17 protein-coding genes are annotated in these 16438 nt (G+C 69.2%); 10 read left to right on the top strand and 7 right to left on the bottom strand.

What is annotated here, in order from left to right; all coding sequences use genetic code 11:
- Positions 1-32: 32 nt before the first annotated feature.
- Entirely contained in the window at positions 33-1196 is a 1164-nt protein-coding gene (locus tag ACWIDZ_RS13665) for a kynureninase/PvdN C-terminal domain-containing protein (RefSeq protein WP_453989841.1), read from the top strand.
- Positions 1197-1200: 4 nt separating this feature from the next.
- Here ACWIDZ_RS13665 and ACWIDZ_RS13660 read toward each other — a convergent pair whose 3' ends face one another.
- The 4 genes from ACWIDZ_RS13660 to ACWIDZ_RS13645 form a co-directional block, all read right to left on the bottom strand.
- A complete protein-coding gene (locus ACWIDZ_RS13660) occupies positions 1201-1968 on the bottom strand; it encodes a hypothetical protein (protein ID WP_453989843.1) in 768 nt (255 codons plus the stop codon).
- Positions 1969-2014: 46 nt separating this feature from the next.
- Positions 2015-2488 (bottom strand): N-acetyltransferase family protein, encoded by a 474-nt coding sequence (locus ACWIDZ_RS13655; protein WP_453989845.1) that lies wholly within the window; start codon positions 2486-2488, stop codon positions 2015-2017.
- Between the two features lie 74 nt (positions 2489-2562).
- Positions 2563-3450, bottom strand: coding sequence for an alpha/beta hydrolase (locus ACWIDZ_RS13650; protein ID WP_453989847.1), 888 nt, complete (start codon positions 3448-3450; stop codon positions 2563-2565).
- A gap of 5 nt (positions 3451-3455) precedes the next feature.
- The gene (locus tag ACWIDZ_RS13645) at positions 3456-3953 is read right to left on the bottom strand and encodes a Fur family transcriptional regulator (RefSeq protein WP_291778606.1); all 498 of its coding nucleotides are present in this window, start codon (positions 3951-3953) and stop codon (positions 3456-3458) included.
- 164 nt (positions 3954-4117) lie between these two features.
- Between ACWIDZ_RS13645 and ACWIDZ_RS13640 the strand changes: the two genes are divergently transcribed.
- On the top strand, positions 4118-4909 hold the full coding sequence (locus ACWIDZ_RS13640; RefSeq protein WP_291778603.1) for a SapC family protein: 792 nt from the start codon (positions 4118-4120) through the stop codon (positions 4907-4909).
- Between the two features lie 286 nt (positions 4910-5195).
- Here the strand turns inward: ACWIDZ_RS13640 and ACWIDZ_RS13635 are convergent, their stop codons facing one another.
- Positions 5196-5603: a MaoC family dehydratase gene (locus ACWIDZ_RS13635; protein WP_291778600.1), complete on the bottom strand. Its 408-nt coding sequence runs from the start codon at positions 5601-5603 to the stop codon at positions 5196-5198.
- Positions 5604-5620: 17 nt separating this feature from the next.
- Positions 5621-6643 carry an NADP-dependent oxidoreductase gene (locus tag ACWIDZ_RS13630; RefSeq protein WP_453989850.1) on the bottom strand — a complete coding sequence of 341 codons (1023 nt, stop codon included), beginning with the start codon at positions 6641-6643 and terminating at the stop codon, positions 5621-5623.
- A 336-nt stretch (positions 6644-6979) separates the two neighbouring features.
- Here ACWIDZ_RS13630 and ACWIDZ_RS13625 point away from each other — a divergent pair, with 336 nt between their 5' ends.
- The gene (locus ACWIDZ_RS13625) at positions 6980-7246 is read left to right on the top strand and encodes a hypothetical protein (RefSeq protein ID WP_291778595.1); all 267 of its coding nucleotides are present in this window, start codon (positions 6980-6982) and stop codon (positions 7244-7246) included.
- Positions 7247-7365: 119 nt separating this feature from the next.
- Here ACWIDZ_RS13625 and phyR read toward each other — a convergent pair whose 3' ends face one another.
- Positions 7366-8157 (bottom strand): anti-anti sigma factor/receiver protein PhyR, encoded by a 792-nt coding sequence (gene phyR, locus ACWIDZ_RS13620; RefSeq protein ID WP_291778592.1) that lies wholly within the window; start codon positions 8155-8157, stop codon positions 7366-7368.
- Between the two features lie 197 nt (positions 8158-8354).
- On the opposite strand from phyR, the gene nepR reads away from it, so the two are divergent.
- The 7 genes from nepR to polA all read left to right on the top strand — a co-directional run bounded on the left by nepR (position 8355) and on the right by polA (position 16433).
- Positions 8355-8561, top strand: a complete 207-nt coding sequence (gene nepR, locus ACWIDZ_RS13615) for an anti-sigma T factor NepR (RefSeq protein WP_291778589.1) — start codon at positions 8355-8357, stop codon at positions 8559-8561.
- A complete protein-coding gene (locus ACWIDZ_RS13610) occupies positions 8558-9160 on the top strand; it encodes a sigma-70 family RNA polymerase sigma factor (protein ID WP_312219402.1) in 603 nt (200 codons plus the stop codon). The genes nepR and ACWIDZ_RS13610 overlap by 4 nt, the downstream gene beginning before the upstream one ends.
- An 83-nt stretch (positions 9161-9243) precedes the next feature.
- Positions 9244-10929 carry a sensor histidine kinase PhyK gene (gene phyK / locus ACWIDZ_RS13605; protein ID WP_343831622.1) on the top strand — a complete coding sequence of 562 codons (1686 nt, stop codon included), beginning with the start codon at positions 9244-9246 and terminating at the stop codon, positions 10927-10929.
- A 48-nt stretch (positions 10930-10977) separates the two neighbouring features.
- On the top strand, positions 10978-11115 hold the full coding sequence (locus ACWIDZ_RS13600) for an entericidin A/B family lipoprotein (protein WP_003169829.1): 138 nt from the start codon (positions 10978-10980) through the stop codon (positions 11113-11115).
- Between the two features lie 138 nt (positions 11116-11253).
- On the top strand, positions 11254-12384 hold the full coding sequence (ald, locus tag ACWIDZ_RS13595) for an alanine dehydrogenase (protein ID WP_453989853.1): 1131 nt from the start codon (positions 11254-11256) through the stop codon (positions 12382-12384).
- Between the two features lie 47 nt (positions 12385-12431).
- Positions 12432-13487: a GTPase ObgE gene (gene obgE, locus ACWIDZ_RS13590; RefSeq protein ID WP_343831619.1), complete on the top strand. Its 1056-nt coding sequence runs from the start codon at positions 12432-12434 to the stop codon at positions 13485-13487.
- 51 nt (positions 13488-13538) lie between these two features.
- Positions 13539-16433, top strand: a complete 2895-nt coding sequence (gene polA / locus ACWIDZ_RS13585; RefSeq protein WP_453989855.1) for a DNA polymerase I — start codon at positions 13539-13541, stop codon at positions 16431-16433.
- The last annotated feature ends 5 nt before the right edge of the window (positions 16434-16438 follow it).

Here is a 16438-nt window from a genome sequence, read left to right as displayed (position 1 = left end):
ACGCCGCCTGCCACGCAGGTTAGCGTGCGGCCATGAACTACAAGCTCCTGTTCTCGCGCGCGCTCGGCCTTGATCCGGAACGCCTGCATTTCGCCGCCCACAGCCACCACCTGTGGCCCGACGCCAGCTTCGACGGCCAGGTTCAGGCCTGGGCCGAGGCCAACCGCTTCGCCGACCGAAAATGGGACCTGGTGTTCGGCGACGTCATTCCCGAGGCTCAGGGCCATGTAGCCGGAGAGCTGGGCCTGCCCTCCCCCGACAGCCTGATCTTCGCGCCCAATACGCATGAAATCCTGCTGCGCATCGTCTCGGCGGTCGACAGGGCGCCCGTGCGCATCCTGGCCACCGACGGCGAGTTCCACTCCTTCCGCCGCCAGTCGGAACGCTGGGAGGAGGCGGGACAGGCGATCGTCACCCGCGTGCCTCTGGCGCCGTTCGAGACCTTCGCCGACCGCTTCGTCGCCGCGGCCAGGGCGGGCGGTCATGACCTGATCTTCGTCAGCCAGGTCTTCTTCCGCACCGGCGGCCTGTTCGAGCGAATCGGCGAGCTGGCGAAGCTGGCCGATCCGGCGGGACCGTGGGTGGTGGTGGACGGCTACCACGGCTTCATGGCGACGCCGACGGACCTGTCGGCCGTGGCGGATCGGGTCTTCTATCTGGCCGGCGGCTATAAATACGCCATGGCGGGCGAAGGCGCCTGCTTCCTGCACGCTCCGCCCGGCTTCGGCCCGCGCCCGGTCGTGACCGGCTGGTTCGCCGAGTTCGGTCATCTGGAAGGCCCGCCCGGCGGCGTCCAGTACCGCACCGACGGCGGCCGCTTCTGGGGGGCCACCTTCGACGCCAGCGCTCTTTACCGCTTCAACGCCGTGCGCCGGATGCTGGACCAGCACGGCCTGACCACGGCGATGATCGCCGACCACGCACGCGGCCTTCAGACCCGGTTCCAGAAGGCGATCCAGGGCGGAGACGCCGGGGCGTTGAACAAGGCCGAGATCCTGAACCCGGTCGAGGGAGCGGCGCCGCGCGCCCGCTTCCTGGCGCTGCGTCACGCCGACGCCCCGCGCTGGAAGGCGGCCCTGCAGGAGATGAACGTCATCGCCGACGTGCGCGACGACGTGATCCGCTTCGGCTTCAGCCTGTATCAGAGCGAGGACGACGTGGCGCGGCTGATCCACGCCTGCGCCCGGCTGGATTAGGCCATCAGAAGAACAGGCTGTCGGCGTCGCGCCGGGCCTCGGGCGGATCCGTGCGCCGGGGCGAGGCCGGGCGAGCGGGCGAGGATCGGCCCGGCGAGGGCGGCGCCTTGGCTCTCGGCGCCGGATCGCCCGGCAAGGCGGGGGCCGGAGGCGCAGCTCGCGCCGGGGCTGCAGGCGGCGCGGAGGGCGCAACGGTCTTGGCCGGCGGCGGCCCGAGACGCGGATAGGCCGGGCCCGCCGGTTCGGCGGCGCGGCGCGAGGCGACGGCCGGAGGCGTCAACGTCGGCGCTCCATCAAGCGAGGCTGCGGCCGCAAGCAACTGACGCGCCTGCGCCCGCGCGCGGGGATGATCGCACCGGCACAGCACCAAGCCGGTCGGCCCTCGCCAAATCAGCAGGGGACGACGCGGCGGCTCGGCCCACCGGCGAGCCAGGCGCTCGATCTCGCGCGCCAGCACGGGATCGTCGGGCGGCGTCGGACGGAGGTCATACCCCTGAGATTCCAACTCGGGGGCGATCTGCGCCAGCCAGTCGGCGCCGCTGGAGGCGCCGTGAACATAGACGGGGGCAAGGCCGAAGGCGGCGGGCCCGGCCGCCGTTTCCAGACGCGCCTCGACCCCCTCGGGCGCGACGATCGGCTGCGGCGTATGACGCGCCACAGCCAGCCACCAGGCGGCCAGCGCCACCCCCAGCATCAGCAGACCCAGCACGGCGCCGATCACGACGCCCAGCAGGATGCGCGGCAGTTGGGAAGGGGCGGCGGACGACGTCATCGTCCGTCAGGACTAGCATCGAACCGCCCGACGACAACCCCTGAGGCTAGGGCCTCGTCTTCATGGCCTGGGCCGACCAGCGCACCACGACCTTCTCTTCCTGCTCGGCGCCGAGGCGGGCGTAGAAGCGCCGCGCGCCGTGATTGTCCGCGCGAACCTCCCAGCGGCCGCTCAGCCCCTCGCCCGCAGCCTCGGCCGCGAACGCCCGCATCAGCGCCTCGCCTACGCCGGCGCCGCGCGCCTCTTCGGCCACGAACAGGTCGTCGAGGTTGAGGTAGTCTCCACCCCGCCAGATGCCGTAGACCCGCGTCCAGGAGACGAAACCCACCGCCCGCCCCGCGATCTCAGCCAGAATGAAGGCGGCGCGCGGCGGCTGGGCCGACAACGCCTGCGCCAGACTGTTCGGCGTGGCGGCGAGATAGGGCGTCAGTTCCTCATGTTCCGCCAGAGCGCGCATCAGGGCGTGGATGCGCCCGGCGTCCGTCGCCGTCGCGTGGCGCACCGTCAGTTCTGAGGTCATGACGATCCTCCCTCCCAGCCGGTTCCATACTGCTTCTAGGCGCGACGGAGACGTCCCGGCGCAGGGTCAGACCGTCAGACCGCCAGGTCGAACAGGGCGTCGCGGGTGATCTCTGTGTGGGTCATGGGGAACAGATGGCCGCCGCCCGCCACCGTCTCGACCTGCAAATCGGGCCGACGCCCGCCGGGCCGGACCGCGCACAGGCTGCCGGTCTCGCCCTTGAGGATGCGCACCGCACCTGGATAGCGGGCCAGGGCGCGCCAGGGGTCGTGCGCCTGGGCGGCGTAGTTCGAGGCCTCCCACGCCGGGCTGCAGGCCAGTTCCAACCCCTTGTCGGTCTCGATCAGGCCGTCGGCCAGATAGTCGGCCAGCATCAGATCCGGCCAACCCTTGAAGGCGCCCCGCCCCCGATAGGCGGCCAGGGCCTGCTCCCGGCTGTCGAAAACGGCGCGGCGTTTCAGGGTGCGCGAGACGATCGGAAAGCGTCGCGACAGCCGTCCGGCCAGCGGCAGATTCAGCGCCATCACCATGGGGCGCGGCCAGATCACAGGGTCGAGCAGCAGCAGGCGCGACACTCGATCCGGCCGCTCGGCGGCGGCCAACAGGCCGCTGGTCCCGCCGATGGAGTGGCCGGCCAGGGCCACGGGCGGGCCGCCGGTCGCCTCCAGCAGGGCGATCAGGTCGTCGCGGTGATCCTTCCAGCTGCGATGGCCTTCGGGCTGGGCGGGCAGACGCGTCGCCCCATGGCCGCGCAGGTCAGGCGCCCAGATGCGCAGGGCGCTGGACAGAGGCTGCAACAGGGTGCGGTAGGTGCGGGCGTTGAAACCGTTGGCGTGGACGAAGACCAGATCGACCGGTCGCTCGGGATCGCCGAAGTCGAGCACCGCCATCTGGCCCGCGCCCCAGCGGTTGTCGATGGGGACGCTGATCCGGCGCGGCGCCGACAGGGCCAGGGCGTCCATCAGGTTCAGGCCGCCACGCGACAGGCCGGGCAGCGGCCATGCCCTTCTATGGTGGTGCGTTCGATGGCGTAGCCGGCGCCGGCGGCGGCGCGGGCGAAGGCGTCGCCGCCCTGAACCGCCACCTCTTCGGCGGCGCCGCAGCAATCGCAGATCAGGAAGGCGGCCGCGTGCCCCTTGTCCTCGCCCAGGGCGTCGGCGGTGCAGGCGACATAGGCGCTGATGGAGGCGATGCGGTGCGCCAGGCCTCGGCGCTCCAGAAAGTCGAGCGCGCGATAGACGGTCGGGGGCTTGGCCGCCTGGCCGTCCAGGCCGTAGCGGGCGATCAGGTCATAGGCCTTCACCGGCTCGCCCGCCGTCAGCAGCAGCTCCAGCACCCGGCGGCGCGGGGCGGTCATGCGCTCGCCGTCGGCGGCGCAGCGCGCCTCGACGGCGGCCAGGGCGCGGTCCACCTCGGCGGCGCCGAGATGGTGTTCAGCGTGTTCGTGATCGCAGGCCAGACCCATGGCCTACAGCTAGGAGGTCATGACCGCCGCTGCAACCGCATCCACGGTCGCACCCGCGCGCGACGCCGCCGACCGCTGACGCAATGTGGCCAAACAGCGGCGTTTGCGGAGGCTCCGACCATAGGCTAGAAGAACCGACCTTTCTGTTCAGAAGATCCTTTTTCATGACCGACGCGACCCAAGCGAACAGCCCCCTGTCGGGCAACGTCCTGTTCTATTCCCAGCCCGAGCCGCTGTCGGCCGAGGCCCACGGCAAGCTGGGCGTGACCCCGGCGGACAAGCCCTACGCCTTCGTCGCCCAGACCAATGTGGTGCCGCTGACGGTGACCGAGTTCGCCCCGGCCGCCCTGTCCTATCCGGTCATCTTCGTCGGCGACGCCAAGCAGCCGGTCGCCGCCATGGGCCTGAACGCCGCCGAGAACCTGTTCATCGAGGACGGCGACTTCCGCCCCGACGCCTACATCCCGGCCTACGTCCGCCGCTATCCCTTCGTCTTCGCCAATGACGACGAGCAGAAGCGTCTGGTGCTGTGCATCGACCGCGCCGCGCCCTTCGTGGTCGAAGGCGGCGAGACCCCCCTGTTCGAGAACGGCCAGCCCAGCGGCTACGTCAACTTCGGTATGGAGTTCTGCAACAACTTCGAGCAGGAGCGCGTGCGCAGCGAGTCCTTCGTCGCCCTGCTGAAGGAACTGGACCTGTTCGAGGTGCGCGAGGCCAACTACACCCCGCGCAACGCCGACGGTTCGGCCGGAACGCCGCAGAAGATCGCCGAATATTTCGCCGTCTCGGAAGACAAGCTGAAGGCCCTGCCGGCCGAGAAGCTGGCCGAACTGCGCGACAACGGCGCCCTGGGCCAGATCTACGCCCACCTGGTGTCGCTGCTGGGCTGGGATCGCCTGATCGCCATGGCCCTGACCCGCGCCGCCAAGCAGCAGCCGGTCGCCGCGAACGCCTGATTTTTTTTGAGGAGCCTAACGCGCGTTCGCGCGGCGTGAGGGCTCTTTCGAGGGCCTAACGCGCTTTCGCGCTGCTTGAGGCCGCTAGAAGTCCAAAAGATCAAACGCCCCGTCAGGACACTGGCGGGGCGTTTTTCTTATTCTTCTCCCCTTGTGGGAGAAGGTGGCCCGCCAGGGCCGGATGAGGGGTCTCTCCGAAGTTTGACGCCGGCTGACGGTCAGGGGCGCGAAACCCCTCATCCGTCCGGCTTCGCCGTCCACCTTCTCCCGCAAGGGGAGAAGGATTCTAGCGGCGTGCGACCAAGGCGCGGGTCAGGCAGGAGAAGACCAGGCGACCCGCCTCGTCCAGCAGGTCCTGCTGGGCGATGACGACGCCCTTCTCGTCGCCGACCGGATCCTTGCCCATGATGGTCAGGCGACCGCGCAGCAGTTCGCCCGCCGGAGGGCTGCGCAGGAAGCGAAGGCCGTCGACCGCCAGGGTCTTGGCGCCCGCCCAGCCGCTGGTGCGGTCGGCGGCCAGACGACTCCACAGGGCGTAGACCATGGCCTCGGGCGCGCCATAGGCCACGTCCCACCCCGGCAGGAAGCGTTCCGCGAACAGGTCCAGCGCCGCCGCATCCACCGCGCAAGCTCCCAGGGGGATGACCTGGCCGATCTCGAGATCCTCGAAATGGATGTGCAGCGGCTCGGTCATGCGCGGTCTTCCCTCGGTCAGGCGGCCGGTTCTTCCGACACCCGAACCATCAGCTTGCCGTCATGGTCGCCCGTGAACAAGCGGTTCAGCGAGCCGACCGCGCCTTCCAGGCCGTCGTCGACATGGACCTTCCAGTGAATCTTCCCGTCCGCCAGCCACGGCCCCATCTCGGCGACCATCTCCTTGGCCCGATGGGCGTAGTCGAGGACCAGGAAGCCCTTCACGTCCAGACGGTGGGTGATGATGCGTGCGAAGTTGGGCGAGAGCGGCATCCGCGTGGCGTTATAGGCCGAGATCAGGCCGCAGACGGCCATGCGGCCGTGCACCTTCAGCCGGTTCCACACCGCGATCATGATGTCGCCGCCGACGTTCTCGAAATTGAGGTCGACCCCGTCCGGAGCCAGCCGATCCAAGGCGTCGCCGACGTCCTCGTTCTTGTAGTCGACGGCGCCGTCGAAACCGAGGTCCTCGGTCAACCAACGGCATTTCTCGGCGCCGCCGGCGATGCCGATGACGCGGCAGCCGCGCTGCTTGGCCACCTGGCCGGCGATGGAGCCCACCGCGCCCGCCGCCGCTGAGATGACCAGGGTCTCGCCCGGCTTGGCCTTCAGTACGTCGGTGACGCCGAAATAGGCGGTCATGCCGGTCATCCCCAGCACGGACAGGTTGGCGGTCAGCGGCAGGCCCGGCGCGCGATGGACCGGCCGCAGCCCGGCCTCGGGCACGACGGCGTAATCGGCCCAGGCGCCCGACAGGGGCATGACCAGGTCGCCTTCCCTGAACCGCTCGCCGCGCGATTGCTCGACCACGCCCAGGGTCAGGCCGCGCATGACGTCGCCCAGGCCGACGGGCGGCAGATAGCCCTCGGAATCATTCATCCAGGTGCGGTTGGTCGGGTCGATCGACAGATAGACGGTGCGGACCAGAACCTCGCCGTCCTTCAACTCCGGCACGAGGCTTTCCACCAGCTCCAGATCGCCGTCCTGGATCAGGCCGTGCGGCCGCTGACGCAGGATCCATTGTCTGTTGCGCAGGCTCATCATTCCGTCTCCCTGAGCGTTTTCTTTCAAGACCCATAGTGACGCCTCTTCCTCACAGAGCAAGCGGATCAGGCGTCCCGGAGCCCGCTTGCCGACAAAAAAGAAGGCGGACCCGTTCAGGATCCGCCAGGAGTCGCATCATCGAGAATGAGGCGAGGGCGAAGACCGACGGTCAGGCCGGTCCGGGGGAATAGCCCTCGGCGATCGGATAACGACGGGCGCGCAACTCGGTTCCCGACCCGGCCGACTTCCTGGCGCCCTCGACGTCGAAGGAACGGCCGCGCGACGGCGACGTTCGCCATACAGGTTTTCTAACCGCGACAAGGAGGCGAGCCGATGACCCATCAAGACCCGCATTCCCATTCCGCCGACGCCGTGAACACGCACCATGCGGTCGAGGCGCAGTATGTCCGCCAGGGCCGCGGCGGGCGGCGAATCCTGATGATCCTGCTGCTCTCGGCCGGAGCCGCCGCCGTCCTGCTGATCGGCATGTGGGCGGTCAGCAACAGCGGCTTCGCGCGTCAGGACGGCGCCTCCGAACCCGCGCCGGTCGAGGCTTCGGCCGAAGCTCCGGCTGCGGCGCTGGCCGAACCCGCCACCTAGAGCGACATCGGTTCACATGCGATCGCCTGCGAACCCGGATGTTCGCTCAATGGCCCAGACACGGAAAAGGCCCCGAGACGGCGCTCGGGGCCTTTCGAAACGGTCCCGTCGGGTCGCCCTTACGCAGCCTGCTTCTGGCGCGAAGGATGGAAGAAGAGCGCCTGGCTGATCGCCGCCTTCACCGTTTCCGGCTGGAAGGGCTTGGTGATCAGGAAGGTCGGCTCGGGGCGTTCGCCGGTCAGCAGCCGCTCGGGGAAGGCGGTGATGAAGATGACCGGCACGTCGAAGCGCTTGAGGATGTCCTTGACCGCGTCGATGCCGGAAGAGCCGTCAGCCAGCTGGATGTCGGCCAGCACCAGACCCGGCTTGTGACGCGACACCGCGTCCACGGCCTCATCGTGGGTGGTGGCGGTGCCGGTGACGCGGTGGCCCAGCTCCTTCACCAGGCTTTCGATGTCGGCCGAGATGATGGCTTCGTCCTCGATGATCAGGACGTCGGTCGCCAGTTCGGCGTCGATGTCCGACTGCGCTTCGGCGATCAGGCGTTCGACCGTGCGCGGATCGACGGCCAGGATTTGGGCGGCCTCGGACGGGGTGAAGCCCTCCAGGGCTGTCAGCAGGAAGGCCTGACGCGAGCGCGGCGAAATCCGCATCAGACGGTGGGCCGCGTCGTCGCCCTCGACCGCCGCGCCGTCCTCGAGCTGCGCCCCCGTGGCCGACCAGATGGCGTGAAACACATGATAGAGAGCGACACGCGGCGTCATGTCCGTGGGCAGCTGGCGCTCGCCCGCCGCGAGCGCCTCGAGGGCCACGCGCACATAGTTGTCGCCCGTGGCCTGGTCGCCGGTCAACGCACGGGCGTAACGACGAACATAGGGCAGATGAGGCGCAAGTCTGGCCAGAAGGCTCATACGGTCTTTCCCCGACAATCTCAGCGCCGCGCACGTGTCGGCGCACCAGCGGTCTCAACGTATCAAATGCGCCACGGTTCCCAGTTCCTTCGCCAGCTTGAGCATAAAAACGCAGAAGGCTAGGAACCGTATGCAAGAGGCGGCGTTTTCCGCTTCTACAGGCGTTTCAACTGGCTTGGGCGGCAGCCGTAAACTCGATGATCAACACCAAGGACACCCCCGCTCACCCCGACGGGACACCGTCGCGCGATCGAGGGCTTGAAGAGGTTCGCCTGCGTCAGCAGGCGATCGGCGTGAAGCTGCGCCACATGTTCGACGAGGTCGTGAACGAGCCCGTCCCCGACGAGTTCCTCGAGATTCTCAGACGCGCGGATCAGGCGTCGTCCTCCAAGGAGGGACAGTGACCAGCACTCCATCCCGGCCCCCGTCGGCCGACGACGGCGCCTTCAAGGCCGAACTGGTCACCCTGATCCCCCATCTGCGCGCTTTCGCCCGCACACTGACCGGCGATCCGACCTCGGCCGACGACCTGGCCCAGGAAGCCATGATGAAGGCCTGGGACGCGCGCGCCAGCTATCAGATGGGCACCAACATGAAGGCCTGGACCTTCATGATCCTGCGCAACCAGTTCTATTCGGAAAAGCGGCGCTCCTGGCGCCAGACCCAACTGGACCAGGAAGCCGCCGAGCGCACCCTGATCGCCGTCGACGATCCCGAGGCGCCCGTCGCCCTGGACGAATTGCGCCAGGCGCTGCAGACCCTGCCCGAGGAGCAGAGGGAAGCGCTGATCCTCGTCGGAGCCGGGGGCTTCGCCTATGAGGAGGCGGCCGAAATCTGCCAGTGCGCCGTGGGCACGGTGAAGAGCCGGGTGTCCCGCGCCCGCAAGGCGCTGCAGGCCACGCTGGAGCGCGGCGGCTACACCCGCGACGGAAAGTCCGCCGGGGACGCGATGCGCTCCATCCTGGCCGACGCCGACAGGCTGAGCGGCTCCGGGCGGCGCTAGTCGTGCTGCGGGTCGGCCGGCTTCTGGGGCGAAAGCTCGGAAGACCCAGCGTGCAGGGAATCCGGTTCCGCCTCGGCGTCGCCATGGCCATCGCCCTGCTGCCGATCCTGCTGCTGGCCGCGATCCAGACCGAGGCCGGGTTTCGCCGCCAGGCGGCTGAACAACGCATCGACCTGCAACTGGCCGCCGATCGCAGCGCCGCTCACGCCAAGAACAATATCGACAGCACCGTGGTGCTGTTGCACGCCCTGGCTCCAGAGGGCGTCGGCTTCTACTGCGAGCCGCGCCTGACGGCCCTGGTCGATCGGATGGACAGCATCGTCGCCCTGGCCCGCTTCAGCCCCACGGGCGAGCCCGTCTGCGCCTCCCGCGACGCCCGCCCGCCCACGGCGGCCCAGGTGCGCGAACGGGCCTGGTATCAACGGCTGCGGCGCGGCGAGAGCGTGGCCATGGAATGGACTTCCGGCCAGCCGAACGCCCTGCTGGTAGGGGTGCGTTCCGAACGTCCCATGGGCGCCTTCCAGGGCGCGATGGCCGCCGTCCTGCCGTTGTCGGCGCTGCAGCCGGACATCCGCGACCCCGCCCTGCCGCTCGGAGCCCAGGCCGCGGTGATCGATACTTCCGGCCGGGTGCTGACCGCGACCGACCCCGCGGCCTTCCAACTCGATGATCCCCAGGCGATCGCCGCCTGGGCCGCCCAGGCCGAGCGTGGCGACACCGCCCTGTTCGAGGCGAAGGACGCGCGCGGCCGTCGTCACGTCTATGCCGGCGCGCCGTTGTCGGGGCGCGACGTCTTCGTCCTGCTGTCCGCGCCCGCGCCCGGCCTGCTGTCGTGGGCGCGGCTGAATCCGTTCGGCACCCTGCTTCTGCCGCTGGGCGCCTGGTTGGCGACCTTCGCCGCCGTGATGCTGCTGTCGGAACGGATCGTCGTGCGCTGGCTCGGCTATCTGGAACGGGTCGCCGCCATCTATGCGAGAGGCCGCTTCTCGGTCCGCCCCGTGCAGGCCGAGCACGCCCCGGCCGAGATCCGCGTCCTGGCCCGCACCCTCGGCGTCCTGGGCGACAACATCACCCGGCGCGACAAGGCCCTTCTGGAAGCCCTCGACGAGAAGGACGCGCTGATGCGCGAGATCCATCACCGGGTGAAGAACAACCTGCAGATCATCTCCTCCCTGCTGTCGATGCAGCAGCGGGCCGTGGCCGACCCCAGCGCCCGCGCGGCCCTGGGGGACACGCGCCAGCGGATCGCCGCCCTGGCCCTGATCTATCGCATCCTCTACCAGAGCGAGCATGTCCGCGAGGCCGACTCCGAGACCTTCCTTCGCGAACTGGTCGGCCAGTTGATCGCCGGCGAGGCGGTGCGCGGCCCCCTGGTGACCACGACGATCGAAGCCGATCCCCTGGTCATCGACCCCGACAAGCTGGCGCCCCTGGCCCTGTGGGTGGTCGAGGCCGTCTCCAACGCCCAGAAGCACGCCTTCGCCGGACGCGGCGGCGACCTTCAGGTGCGCTTCCGCGTCCGGGGCGACACCAGCGTCCTGGAGGTGCAGGACGACGGCCCCGGCGTGGCCGACGCCGCTGCGGCCGGGGTCGGCCGCACCCTGATGATCGCCTTCGCCAAACAGCTGCGCGGCGAGGCCGAGATCGTCCCGGCGCCCGAAGGAGGCCTGATCGCCAGACTGACCTTCGCCACGCCGGAGGCGCACGGCGGCGCCCAGGTGCGCGAGGTTGCCGCCTTCCGTCTCAGCGGAACCGCCCCTCAAGCGTAGCGTTGTTTCCGGGACGGGTGCCGAGCCCGAAACCTTCAGGAGCTTCCTATGCGCAAACTCATCATTCTGGCTGTCGCCGCCGCCGCCCTGACCACCGCCGCCTGCAACACCATCCAGGGCGTCGGCAGGGACACCCAGGCCGCCGGACAAGCCGTCGAAGGCGCGGCCCGGGACGCCAAGAACTGATCCTTCACGGAAGGATCGACGCCACCGGAACCCCGCCGCGCGCTTCGCCTGGCGGGGTTTTATTTTTCACTGGCGCGACCCTGGCCGCTTGTTTAGCGTCCCCGCGCCCTATGCCAGGGCCAGGACTTTGAAAATAACATGCGCGTCGGCTGCCCCCGAGAAATCAAGACCAATGAACATCGCGTCGGCCTGACGCCGGCCGCCGTGCGCGAGTACGTCGCCCATGGCCACGCCGTGGTCCTCGAGACCGGGGCGGGCTTAGGCGCGGGCTTTGCCGACGGCGACTACGTCAAGGCGGGCGCCCGCATCGCGCCGGACGCCCGGACGGTCTTCGCCGGCAGCGACATGATCGTGAAGGTCAAGGAGCTGCAGCCGGCCGAGTTCGCCCTGCTGAACGAAGACCACATCCTCTTCACCTATCTGCACCTGGCTCCCGACCCCGAGCAGACCAAGGCCCTGCTGGCCTCCGGCTGCGCCGCCGTGGCCTATGAGACGGTGACGGACCGAAACGGCGGCCTGCCGCTGCTGGCGCCGATGTCCGAGGTGGCTGGGCGCATCGCCGTCTTCTCGGCGGCCGAGACCCTGCTCAAGCACAAGGGCGGCTCGGGGCTGCTGTTCTGCGGCGTGCCGGGCGTGGCGCCGGCGCGCGTGCTGGTGCTGGGCGGCGGGGTCGTGGGGCTGAACGCCGCACGCATGGCCATGGGTCTGGGCGCCGAGGTGGTGGTGCTGGAACGCTCCATTCCCCGGATGCGCCAGATCGACGAAGTGACCGGCGGGCGGGTCATCACCCGCTATTCCTCCCTGCACGCCATCGAGGAGGAACTGCCCAAGGCCGATGTGGTCATCGGCGCCGTCCTGACGCCGGGGGCCGAGGCCCCGACCCTGGTGCGCCGCGACCAGTTGGCGTCGATGAAGAAGGGCAGCGTCCTGATCGACGTCGCCATCGACCAGGGCGGTTGTTTCGAAACCTCGCGCCCGACCACCCACGACGATCCGACCTATGTGGTCGACGAGGTGATCCACTACTGCGTCGGCAACATGCCCGGCGCCGTGCCGCGCACCAGTTCGGAGGCTCTGAACAACGCCACCCTGCCCTTCGGACTGGCCCTGGCCGACCGGGGGCTGGACGCCCTGCGCGCCGACCCGCACCTGGCCAGGGGACTGAACGTACTGAAGGGCGAGATCACCCATCCGGCGGTGGGCCAGGCCCTGGGCATGGACTGGCGCGACCCCTTCGGCGTCTGGGCCGATACTCGGGCAAGGGGCTGAATCGCACCCACCTGTAATTCGCCGCGCTTCTGGGCCATAAGGCGCCCATGAAGTTCCTCGATCAGGCCAAGATCTATATTCGCTCCGGCAACGGCGGCGCGGGCTCCGTCTCGTTCCGTCGCGAAAAATTCATTCCCAACGGCGGCCCCGACGGCGGCGACGGCGGCAAGGGCGGCGACGTCTGGGTCGAGGCGGCCGATGGGCTGAACACCCTGATCGACTTCCGCTACCAACAGCATTTCAAGGCCCAGACCGGCCACCACGGCCAGGGCCGCCAGATGCATGGCGCCAAGGGCGAGGACGTGGTCCTGCGCGTCCCCGTCGGCACCCAGGTGCTGGACGAGGACAAGGAGACGGTGCTCGTCGATCTGGACGAGCCGGGCATGAAGGTGAAGCTGCTGTCCGGCGGCAACGGCGGCTGGGGCAACACCCGCTTCAAGGGGCCGGTCAACCAGGCGCCGCGTCACGCCAATCCCGGCCAGGACGGCCAGGAGCGCTGGATCTGGCTGCGGCTGAAGCTGATCGCCGACATCGGCCTGGCGGGCCTGCCCAACGCCGGCAAGTCGACCTTCCTGTCGGCCGTTTCGGCGGCGCGGCCCAAGGTGGCGGACTATCCCTTCACCACCCTGACGCCCAACCTGGGCATGGTGGACCTGAGCCCGTCGGAACGCTTCGTCATCGCCGACATCCCCGGTCTGATCGAAGGCGCCAGCGAGGGCGCAGGGCTGGGAACGCGCTTCCTGGGCCACGTCGAGCGGTCGGCCAGCCTGATCCACCTGATCGACGGCACGCAGGACGACGTGGTCGAGGCCTATCGCATCATCCGCGGCGAGTTGGAGGCCTATGACGAGGGCCTGGCCGACAAGACCGAGATCCTGGCGCTGAACAAGATCGACGCCCTGACGCCCGAGGCCCGCGAGGAGAAGGCGGCGGCGCTGGAAGCCGTCGCGGGTCGTCGCCCCATGCTGGTGTCCGGCGTCTCGGGCGAGGGCGTGACCGAACTGCTGCGCGCCGCCTGGGCGGAGGTGAAGAAGACCCGCGGCGAGGTCTCGGACGAAGGCGAGGACGTCATTCCCGAAACGCCGGGCGGCTGGCAGCCGTAATCCGTCACATGGCTGGATGACGGGGGCGTCGCCGCCCCCTATGTTCGCGCCATGACCGACGCGACCGCCGAAATCCCCGCCCGCTCCCTCACGCAAGACGGGCCGCCCTTGCGGCTGTGGATGATCGACGCCTCGGCCTACATCTTCCGCGCCTATCACGCCCTGCCGCCGCTGACCCGCAAGTCGGACGGCCTGCCCGTGGGGGCGGTGCAGGGCTACTGCAACATGCTGTGGAAGCTGTTGAAGGACATGAAGGGCGAGGACGGACCGACGCACCTGGTCGCCGTCTTCGACCATTCGGAGAAGACTTTCCGCAACGATCTCTACGACCAGTACAAGGCCCATCGTCCCCCGGCGCCCGAGGACCTGGTCCCGCAGTTCCCCCTGGTGCGCGAGGCGACCAAGGCCTTCGGCGTCCACTGCGTCGAAATGGCCGGATACGAAGCCGACGATCTGATCGCCACCTATGCCTGTCAGGCGCGCGACGCGGGCGGCGAGGCGGTGATCGTCAGCTCCGACAAGGATCTGATGCAGCTGATCGGCGACGGCGTGGTCATGTACGACCCGATGAAGGACCGCCGCCTCGAAGAAGAGGCCGTGTTCGAAAAGTTCGGCGTCACGCCGGACAAGGTGGTCGAGGTTCAGGCCCTAATCGGCGACAGCGTCGACAACGTCCCCGGCGCCCCCGGCATCGGACCCAAGACGGCGGCCCAGCTGATCCATGAATACGGCGACCTCGACACCCTGCTGGCCCGCGCGGGCGAAATCAAACAGCCCAAGCGCCGCGAGACCCTGATCAACTTCGCCGATCAGATCCGCCTGTCGCGCGAACTGGTGACGCTGGACTGCGAGGCGCCGATTCCGGAGCCGATCGACGACTTCATCATCCGCGACCCGGATCCCGAGGCCTTGTCGGCCTTCCTGGAGATGATGGAGTTCAAGTCGCTGGCCCGCCGCGTCGGCGACGGCAAAACGCCGCAGAAGGAAGGCTCGGCCTTCACGCGCCAGCCCAGCGCGCCGGTCGCCACGCCGTGCTACGGTCAGACCGAGGTCGCCGCCCCCGCCGAGACCCAGGCGATCGACCTCGACCGCTATGAGTGCGTACAGACGCTGGAAGACCTCGACCGCTGGATCGCGCGGGCGAAGGCGGCGGGCGTGGTCGGCTTCGACACCGAGACGGACGCCCTGTCCTCGACCCACGCCGGGCTGTGCGGCGTATCGCTGGCGGTCGGTCCGAACGAGGCCTGCTACATCCCCCTGACGCATGAGCATGAACCGACCGGCGACGGCGGCCTGGACTTCGGTGACGGCGGCGACGCGCGCCCGCCCCTGCAACAGATCGACAAGCCGACGGCCCTGGCCCGGCTGAAGGAGCTGCTGGAAGACCCGTCGGTGCTGAAGGTCGGCCAGAACATCAAATACGACCTCGCCGTCATGGCCCGGCGCGGCGTGCGCGTCGCCCCGATCGACGATGTGATGCTGATCTCCTACGTGCTGGAAGGCGGTCTGCACGGCCACGGCATGGACGAATTGGCGCGCCTGCACCTCGGCCACGAACCGATGACCTTCAAGAGCGTGGCGGGGACCGGCAAGAGCCAGAAGAGCTTCAAGCACGTCGAGCTGAAATCGGCCGTCTGCTACGCCGCCGAGGATGCGGACGTGACCCTGCGCCTGCATCGCCTGCTGAAGCCGCGCCTGGCGGCTGAGAGCCTGTCGAGCGTCTATGAGACGCTGGAGCGCGGCATGCCCGCCGTCCTGGCCGACATGGAGCGGGCCGGGGTGCGCGTCGATCCGGACCGGCTGCGCTCCCTGTCCTCGACCTTCGGTCAGCGCATGGCCGAGCTGGAGGAAGAGGCGCACAAACTGGCCGGCCGCCCGTTCAACGTCGGCAGCCCGCGCCAGATCGGCGAGATCCTGTTCGGCGAGATGAACCTGCCCGGCGGCAAGAAGACCGCCAGCGGCCAGTGGGGCACCGACGCCAGCGTGCTGGAGGACCTGGCCCAGAACCACCCCCTGCCCCGCACCATTCTGGACTGGCGTCAGCTGTCCAAGCTGAAGGGCACCTATACCGACGCCCTGGTGGCGGCCATGGACCCGCAGACGAACCGGGTCCACACCTCCTATCAGCTGGCGGCCGCGACCACGGGGCGTCTGGCCTCATCCGACCCCAACCTGCAGAACATCCCGATCCGCACCGAAACGGGCCGCCAGATCCGTCAGGCCTTCATCGCTTCGCCGGGCCATGTGCTGATCAGCGCCGACTACAGCCAGATCGAGCTGCGCCTGCTGGCCCACATCGGCGACATTCCCGAGCTGAAGCGCGCCTTCAAGAGCGGTCTGGACATCCACGCGGCGACCGCATCCGAAATGTTCGGCGTGCCGGTCGAGGGCATGCCCAGCGAGACGCGCCGCCGGGCCAAGGCCATCAACTTCGGCATCATCTACGGCATCAGCGCCTTCGGACTGGCCGCCCAGCTGGGCATCGACCAGGGCGAGGCCGGGGCCTACATCAAGACCTATTTCGAGCGCTTCCCCGGCATCCGCGACTACATGGACAAAACGAAGGCGCTGGTGAAGGAGCAGGGCTTCGTCACCACCGTCTTCGGGCGGCGCATCCACATCCCGGCCATCCACTCCAAGTCCGGCGCCGAGCGTCAGTTCGGCGAGCGCGCGGCCATCAACGCCCCGATCCAGGGCGCCGCCGCCGACATCATCCGCCGCGCCATGATCCGCATGCCGGGCGCCCTGGCCGAGGCCGGTCTCCAGACCCGGATGCTGCTGCAGGTCCACGACGAACTGGTGTTCGAGGCCCCCGAGGCCGAGGCCGAACGCGCCGTCGCCGTGATCCGCCGCGTCATGGAGACCGCCGCCGAACCCGCCGTGGCCCTGAGCGTTCCGCTGGACGTCGAAGCCAAGGCCGCCGGCAACTGGGACGACGCGCACTAACTCCA

Source organism: Brevundimonas sp. NPDC055311 (assembly GCF_053645695.1).
This window is presented reverse-complemented; position numbering and strand designations above follow the sequence as displayed.